Source organism: Cupriavidus sp. 8B (assembly GCF_054589115.1).
This window is the reverse complement of sequence record NZ_BAAILO010000608.1, coordinates 1-7,094: the sequence shown is the minus strand read 5'-3', so window position 1 is coordinate 7,094 and position 7,094 is coordinate 1. Positions and strand designations below refer to the sequence as shown.

Below are 7,094 nucleotides of genomic sequence, written 5' to 3'. Positions count from 1 at the left end.
CCATGCGGCTCTGGCAGTCATGCTAACCCGCGTTTGATTCCTCGCGGCGGGCCAGCCCTCTTTGCCCCAGGGGAGTCATATTGACTAAGCCACCCCCCGGCCCTAGGCCATGCCCAGGGCTGCGGCGAGCATCGCGCAAGGATGCATCTGCGCGCCAGCGGACCAATGGATGGCTTTGGCGAGATATGTCTTTTCGCTCAATGCCCCCTCCCGTGATTGCGGGACTCCGTGGCCAGGAAATCGCGCGGCGCCTGTCCCAGCGCGCGCCGGAACATGGTGGAAAAGGCACCGGCATTGGCATAGCCTGTTTCGGCCGCCACATGCGCGAGCGGCTTGCCGCGGCTCATCAGATCGACGGCGTGCGCCAGGCGCAACTGCTGGCGCCAGGCGGCAAAGCTGGTGCGCAGCTCGGTGCGGAACAACCGCGCCAGGGTGCGCTCGCTGGCGCCCGTCAGTTCGGCCCATTGCGCCAGGCTCAGCGCCGAGCCGGGCTGCTCCATCAAGGCATCGCACAGCGCTTTGAGGCGGCGGTCGGTGGGCAAGGCCAGTCCCGGCCAGAGCGTGGGCGCTGCCCGCAATTCCTCGAGCAGCAAGGCTGCGCTCAGCTGGCGCCGGCGCGCGGACAAGCTGGGCGCATCGGTCAGCGCCGCCATCAGGTTGCGCATCAGCGCCGACACTTCCACGACCGCGCAGGTGGTGAGCGACAGGGGCGCCGCCGCAGGCAGCACGTAGCACGCGTGCAGCGCCGCGTCGCCCAGAGTGACCACCTCGTGCTCTACATCGGGCGGAATCCACACCGCACGCATGGTCGGCACCACCCAGGTGGTGCCCGCCGCGGTAACGCGGATGCTGCCGCGCGAGGGGAAAGACACCTGCCCCCAGGCATGCCGATGGCGGCGAATGATGGCGTTGGGCGGCGGCAGGCGCAGATGCACGATGACCGGCTGCTCGGCGGTGGGCTGGGTCAGCGGGACGGGCTGGTAGGTGGTGCGTGGCATCTGGCTTGGCGCGGCTTTGGCGCAGGTTTTCGGGTGTGGCCGGTATTCGTAAGAAATTGCCCGAGAAGTGTAACTCGGCCAGATCGACGCGCCCTACGATGGCGCTCATCGCATGGCGCCACGGAGTTCGTTCGCATGAGCAATAGCAGTCAGCCCGGCTTGCCGCCCCCGGCCAGCCTTCCCGGCAATCCTGCCGCTTCCAAGGCGCCACCTGCCGCTGGCCCCGCGCCCGTGGGCAAGCTGTCGGACAGCGTGCGCGCCGCCACGGTCATCGCTCTGTGCGTGGCGGCGGTATGGCTGGTGGGCCGCGCCACCGGCGCGCCCGATGGCCTGGTGCTGGCGGCGGCGCTGGTGGCATCCACCGTGTGCTGCTGGGCGCTGGGCGTGTTGCCCGAGCCGGCTACGACGTTGCTGTTCTTCCTGTGCGCCGTCGTGCTGCACGTGGCGCCGGCCTCCGTGGTGTTCTCGGGTTTTGCCTCCACCGCGTGGTGGCTCATGTTCGGCGGCGCGGTAACCGGCGTGGCCTTGCGCCAGACCGGGCTGGCGCAGCGCTTGGCGGCCATCATCTTCCGGGGCCGGGTAGGCAGCTATCGCCAGGTGATAGGCACCGTGGCGGTGAGTGCCGTGGGACTGGCCTTCCTGATGCCTTCGACCACCGGGCGCGTGCTCCTGCTGATGCCGATCGTGCTGGCGCTGGCCGACCGGCTTGGCTTTGCACCGGGCTCCAACGGCCGCATCGGCATGGTGCTGACGGTGGCCGCCGCCAGCTACATGCCGCCCACCACCATCCTGCCGGCCAATATCCCGAACAGCGTGCTGCTGGGCGCGGCCAGCTCGCTGTATGGCATCAACCTGAGCTATGGCAGCTACCTCTTGCTGCATTTCCCCATCCTCGGCTTGCTCAAGACCATGATGCTGGTCTGGCTGGTATGCCGGATGTTTCCGGAGCACGGGCCGATCGCGGCACTCCCGCGCGAGCAGGCGAGCGCGCCGAGCCGCCAGGAAAAGCTGCTGGCCGTGATCCTGGTGCTGGCCGTGGCCGGGTTTGCCACCGACACGCTGCACGGCGTCTCGCCGGCCTGGATCTCGCTGGCGGCATGCATCGTCTGCCTGCTGCCGGGCGTGGGCCTGGTTTCCTCGCGCATGCTGGCGGAGCAGGTCCATCTCACGCCCCTGATCTATGTGGCCGGCTTTCTCGGCCTTGGCGCCGTGGTGGAATCCACCGGGCTGGGGACCGCCATCAGCGCGGCACTGTTGCGCTGGCTGCCCCTCTCGCCGGGACATACCGCCACCAATGTGGCCGCGCTTGGCGCGGTCGGGGCGAGCCTTGGGCTCATGACGACGCTGCCCGGATTGCCGGCCGTGCTGACGCCGCTCGCCAAACAGCTGGCGCAGGCCACGGGTTTGTCGCTGGAAGCCGTGTTGATGCTGCAGGTCCCCGTGTTCTCCACGGTGTTCTTTCCCTACCAGTCGCCGCCCATCGTGATCGCCATGCAGCTCGGCGGCGTGGGGCTGCGCGACGGAACCCGCTTGTGCCTGGCGCTGGCCGCGCTGACCTTGCTGGTGCTGCTGCCGCTGGACTACTTCTGGTGGCGCCTGCTGGGCTACCTGCCGTGAACGCGCCGCCACCAAGCTTGTGCTAACTGAGGCATGATTTCGGCCTTCGACTTCTGGTTAACCCAAGCAGGCCGCGCAAGGGGCATGCGGGCTATGCGGGTAAGCCGGGATCAACCGAAGAAGGCAATCATGACGACAAGCGCGGACTGCGCGCCGCAAGCGCGCTGGCCCAGGCCGGCGCGCCTGTACTTCGCAACGGAGCGACGGCGCGCAGGCGCGCTGCACCGTTGATCCTGGACCGGCTGGGTAACAGAGCGCATCCTGCACTTTTTCCGCGCGGCGGCCTGATTCACCGATGCTTCGGTGCCTCGGTCGGTACTTTTTTTTGCGTTCGAGGGGAAATGACTGCATTTGCTGTCAACCTGACGCATTACTATTCGTTACGGAATATTTCGAGGCAGAAACATTTAGCCCGGTGGCCCCCCACGCCGCCGGGTGCGCCTCGTGATCCAGGCTAAGCCTGGCCGCCTACTCGCCACCGCACGCGGCGGCCGCGGAGGTTTTGATCGTAAGCGCAGCACCACAAGACCGGGTACCGGCTTTGCTGCATCGGGAACAGGGGAGCGTCAAGTGGTGCAAGGACCAATCTCGAGCCTTCAATGGCTGTCGGGGCTCAGTGGCAGGGGATTTTTCCACGATCTCGGGCCTTTTTTCTATTTTCGCTATCTGGCGACGCTCACCGCGTTGTCCGCGTTTTGCTACCCGCCGGGCGGCAAAAAATGGATTTTCAAGCGTTTCAAGCTGATCTGCCGGTCTGCATTCCGCTTTGCCGCGGTGCGCAGCTGGTTGCAGGCGGTCGACTCCTGCGCGCTGATGCAGCGCGTAGCCCTGGCCAAGCCCTCGCTGCTCGAGCGTCCGTATCGCCCGCTTGGCGCATTCGGGCTGAGCTTTCGCGAGCGCATGCGTACGGTGCTGGATCACTACCGTGCCATGAGCACGCTGGTGCCGCTGGCGCTGAGCGAACGCGTCTACGTGGGCGGCGGGCTCGAGTGGGCGATGGGCGACGGCCGCTATGCCTTGCGCCTGGCGGACTCCGGGCCGAACCCCAAGGAAGGAGAACTGGCCTTTTATTGGCTGGACACAGCCAGCGGCGTCTGCCTGAGCCAGCTCAGCTTCTACCTGGCGCAGCGCAAGGGCGGCACGGAGATCTTCGTCGGGGGCCTGCAAGGTCCCATGGGCGAAAACAGCCGTGACCTGATCCGCGAATCTACCAAGGCATGCGAAGGCCTGCGTCCCAAGGACGCGGTCATGGAAGCCCTGCTTGGCTTTGCCGCCGCGCTCGGGGTGCAGCGTATCGTGGGCGTCAGCAAGAAAAACCACGTGGGTCGCCAGCGCCACACCCCGCGCGAGATCCGTTGCGACTACGAGGGTTTCTGGATGGAGTCCGCCGGCCAGCCAATGCCTTGCGGCAATGTCGAGATGCCAGTCAACCCGCCGCGCCGCGATGTGATGGCGCTGCCGTCCAAGAAGCGCTCGGCGTACCGTCGCAAGCAGGCCCAGGTAGAGGCCATCCACGCGGCCGTGCGCCGGTGCTTCGCGGCACCCGCCGTGCCGCAGGCAACGACCAGGGCGCCTGCCCTGACGCAAGTCATTGCGCCGGCCCGCGCGGAGCCGCTGGCGGCGTAAGGGCGGGCGGCGACAGGCCGCCGTGGCGTGGATGCACACAGGAAAACGCGGGCTTCGGCCCGCGTTTTTTTACGCCGGCACTACAGTAAACCCTAGTAGTCTAGGTTTGTAGACCTTATTAAAGTAAGCCACTTCCGGTAAGCCACTTCCGGCCAGCGGCAATACGCTGGCGCCTCGCCAGCTTTCGCAGTCGCTGCGCCGCTCCCGCCGATGATGCCGAACCCTGTTTTTACCGCCTTGCCCGCCTCCAGCGACCTCCTGTCCCGCAGCCGCCAGCCGGTCTACCTTCAGCTCGCCACGATCTTCCGCCGCCATATCGAGAGTGGCGAATGGCGCCAGGGCGCGCGCATCCCGTCGCTCGAGCAGCTTTGCCGCGAGTTCGGCGTGGCCCGCATGACCATGCATCACGCGCTCTCCATGCTCGACGAAGAAGGCCTGCTGACCCGCGAGCGCGGGCGCGGCACATTCGTCAAGGCAGGCTGCCGCGAGCGCCGCGCCATGATGCTGCCGATAAGCTGGGACCAGGTGGTGGCGGTAGGCGAGCAGCTCGATACCGAGGCACTGTCCGAGTCCGACGGCACCGTCACTTTGCCGGACGAGCTAGGCATGCCTTGCGCCGCGGCGCGCGCGCCGGGCTATCACTTCCTGCGCCGCCTGCACCGGATCGAGCAGCGCCCGTTCGCGCTGGGCGAGGTCTTTATCGAGGCCAACGTGTTTGCTCGCGAGCCGGAAGCGTTCCGCCACGGGCCCTCGGTGCCGGTGCTCGACCGTTTCCCGCAACTGAAGGTCACGGCCGCCAGGCAGCGCCTGTCGATCATTGCGGCGGGCGCGGAATCGGCAGCCAGGCTGGCTTTGCCCGTTGGCGCGCCGGTGGCCGAATTGCGGCGCTATGCGTGCGTGGACGGTGTGATCGTCTATTACGCGCGCATCGAATTCCCGAGCGAGTTCGTGTGCCTGGATTTCGACCTGCTTGCGCCCGGCGTGGGCGCCGCCCCCGTTTATGCCTCACCGCGCCCGGCCGGCACGCCGGCGGCGCAGTCCTGATGCTTGTCCACCAATCCATTCCCCAATCCGCCAACTGGAAATGAACGAGATGCCGAATACCGACCGCAACCAAGGTAGCCATGCAACCCATGGCGACAACGGGCAGAGCGAAATGAACGGCGCAGAAAGCCTGGTCAAGACGCTGTTGGCCTGCGGCGTGGACACCTGCTTTGCCAACCCCGGCACCAGCGAAATGCACTTCGTGGCCGCGCTCGACCGCATTCCCGGCATGCGTTGCGTGCTGGGTCTGTTCGAAGGCGTGGTGACCGGCGCGGCCGACGGCTACGCGCGCATGGCCGACAAGCCGGCGGCTACGCTGCTGCACTGCGGCCCGGGTCTTGCCAATGGCCTGGCCAACCTGCACAACGCGCGCCGCGCGCAGACGCCGGTGATCAACATCGTGGGCGACCAGGCCACCTATCACCGTCCGTTCGACGCACCGCTGACGGCCGATACCGAAGGCTGGGCGCGCCCCGTCTCGGTCTGGACCCGCACCGCCACGGATGCCGCATCGGTCGGCGCCGACGCTGCTACTGCGGTGCAGGCCGCGTGCGCCGCCCCCGGCGGGGTCGCCAGCCTGATCCTGCCCTCGGATGTCTGCTGGGATGCCGGCGGCAAGGTAGGCGTGCCGCTGGCGCCGTTGCCCGTGCCCAAGGTCTCGCCCGACGCCATCCAGCAAGCCGCACGCCTGCTGCGCTCGGGCCAGCCCACGCTGATCGTGCTGGCCGGCACCGCGCTGCGCGAAGCGCCGCTGGCCGATGCGCACCGCATCGCCGCCGCCACCGATGCGCGCCTGATAACGCCGATGTCCAACGCGCGCGTGTCGCGCGGCCGTGGCCGTTTCAACGTGGATCGGGTGCCATACTCTGGCGACGTCGCGCGCGACAAGCTGGCCGGCATCCGCAACGTCATCCTGGTGGGCGCGCCGCCCCCGGTGACCTTCTTCGCCTATCCGGGCAAGTCGCCCCGCCCGTATCCTGAAGACGCCGAAATCCATGTGCTGGCCCGTCCGGAACAAGACCTGGCCGAAGCCCTGGCACGGCTTGCCGACGAGTTTGGCGCCCCGTCAGTGCAGGTGCCGGCTTCGGTCGCTCCGCGTGGGATCGCCAAGGGTGCGGTGACCTCCGAGGCGGTGGCGCAAACGTTGACCGCGCTGCTGCCCGAGCAGGCCATCGTGGTGGAAGAGAGCGTGAGCTTTGGCCGTGCGTTTTATCCGGGTACCGTGCATGCCGCGCCGCATGACTGGCTGCAGCTCACCGGCGGGGCTATTGGCGATGGGCTGCCGCTGGCTACTGGCGCTGCGGTTGCCGCGCCTGGCCGCCGCGTTGTTGCGCTGCAGGCTGATGGTTCGGGCATGTACACGCTGCAATCGCTGTGGACCATGGCGCGCGAGAAGCTTGACGTTACCGTGGTGATTCTGGCGAATCGGAAGTATGCGATCTTGCTGGGTGAGCTGGCCGGTGTTGGCGCCAATCCGGGCAAGACTGCGCTCGATATGCTGGATATCGGGAACCCGGATCTTAACTGGGTGCAGCTGGCTAACGGGATGGGGGTGGAGGCTGCTCGGGCGGAGGATATGGAGCGGTTTGCTGAGTTGTTCAGTATGGCTAATGCTCGGCCGGGGCCGTTTGTTATTGAGTTGGTGATTTGAGGGGATGTAGGCGCTAGTCGCAATTGCAACTGCAACTGCAACTGCAACTGCTTAACGTCAAGGTCAAAAGCAACTGCAGTTTCACCTCCCCTTCGGGGAGGCGACCTACTTTTTTGTCTTGCCAAAAAAGTAGGCAAAAAAGGCGCGCCGGATGGGGC

5 protein-coding genes are annotated in these 7,094 nt (G+C 66.9%); 4 read left to right on the top strand and 1 reads right to left on the bottom strand.

Annotated elements, in window-relative coordinates; all coding sequences use genetic code 11:
• Window positions 1–197: 197 nt before the first annotated feature.
• Entirely contained in the window at window positions 198–998 is an 801-nt protein-coding gene (locus ACYP5B_RS50370) for an AraC family transcriptional regulator (protein ID WP_459574965.1), read from the bottom strand.
• Between the two features lie 135 nt (window positions 999–1,133).
• Between ACYP5B_RS50370 and ACYP5B_RS50365 the strand changes: the two genes are divergently transcribed.
• The 4 genes from ACYP5B_RS50365 to ACYP5B_RS50350 all read left to right on the top strand — a co-directional run bounded on the left by ACYP5B_RS50365 (window position 1,134) and on the right by ACYP5B_RS50350 (window position 6,936).
• A complete protein-coding gene (locus ACYP5B_RS50365) occupies window positions 1,134–2,615 on the top strand; it encodes an SLC13 family permease (protein ID WP_459574963.1) in 1,482 nt (493 codons plus the stop codon).
• Window positions 2,616–3,188: 573 nt separating this feature from the next.
• Complete coding sequence (locus ACYP5B_RS50360; RefSeq protein WP_459574961.1) at window positions 3,189–4,241, top strand: DUF535 family protein; 1,053 nt, start codon at window positions 3,189–3,191, stop codon at window positions 4,239–4,241.
• A gap of 210 nt (window positions 4,242–4,451) precedes the next feature.
• Window positions 4,452–5,285, top strand: coding sequence for a GntR family transcriptional regulator (locus ACYP5B_RS50355; protein WP_459574959.1), 834 nt, complete (start codon window positions 4,452–4,454; stop codon window positions 5,283–5,285).
• Between the two features lie 112 nt (window positions 5,286–5,397).
• Window positions 5,398–6,936 (top strand): acetolactate synthase large subunit, encoded by a 1,539-nt coding sequence (locus ACYP5B_RS50350; protein WP_400102869.1) that lies wholly within the window; start codon window positions 5,398–5,400, stop codon window positions 6,934–6,936.
• Window positions 6,937–7,094 lie beyond the last annotated feature (158 nt).

Bases quoted from the DNA above. Each gene is read 5' to 3' on its own strand.
- ACYP5B_RS50365 (WP_459574963.1), top strand. From the start codon at position 1,134: ATGAGCAATAGCAGTCAGCCCGGCTTGCCGCCCCCGGCCAGCCTTCCC.
- ACYP5B_RS50350 (WP_400102869.1), top strand. From the start codon at position 5,398: ATGAACGGCGCAGAAAGCCTGGTCAAGACGCTGTTGGCCTGCGGCGTG.
- ACYP5B_RS50355 (WP_459574959.1), top strand. From the start codon at position 4,452: ATGATGCCGAACCCTGTTTTTACCGCCTTGCCCGCCTCCAGCGACCTC.
- ACYP5B_RS50370 (WP_459574965.1), bottom strand. From the start codon at position 998: ATGCCACGCACCACCTACCAGCCCGTCCCGCTGACCCAGCCCACCGCC.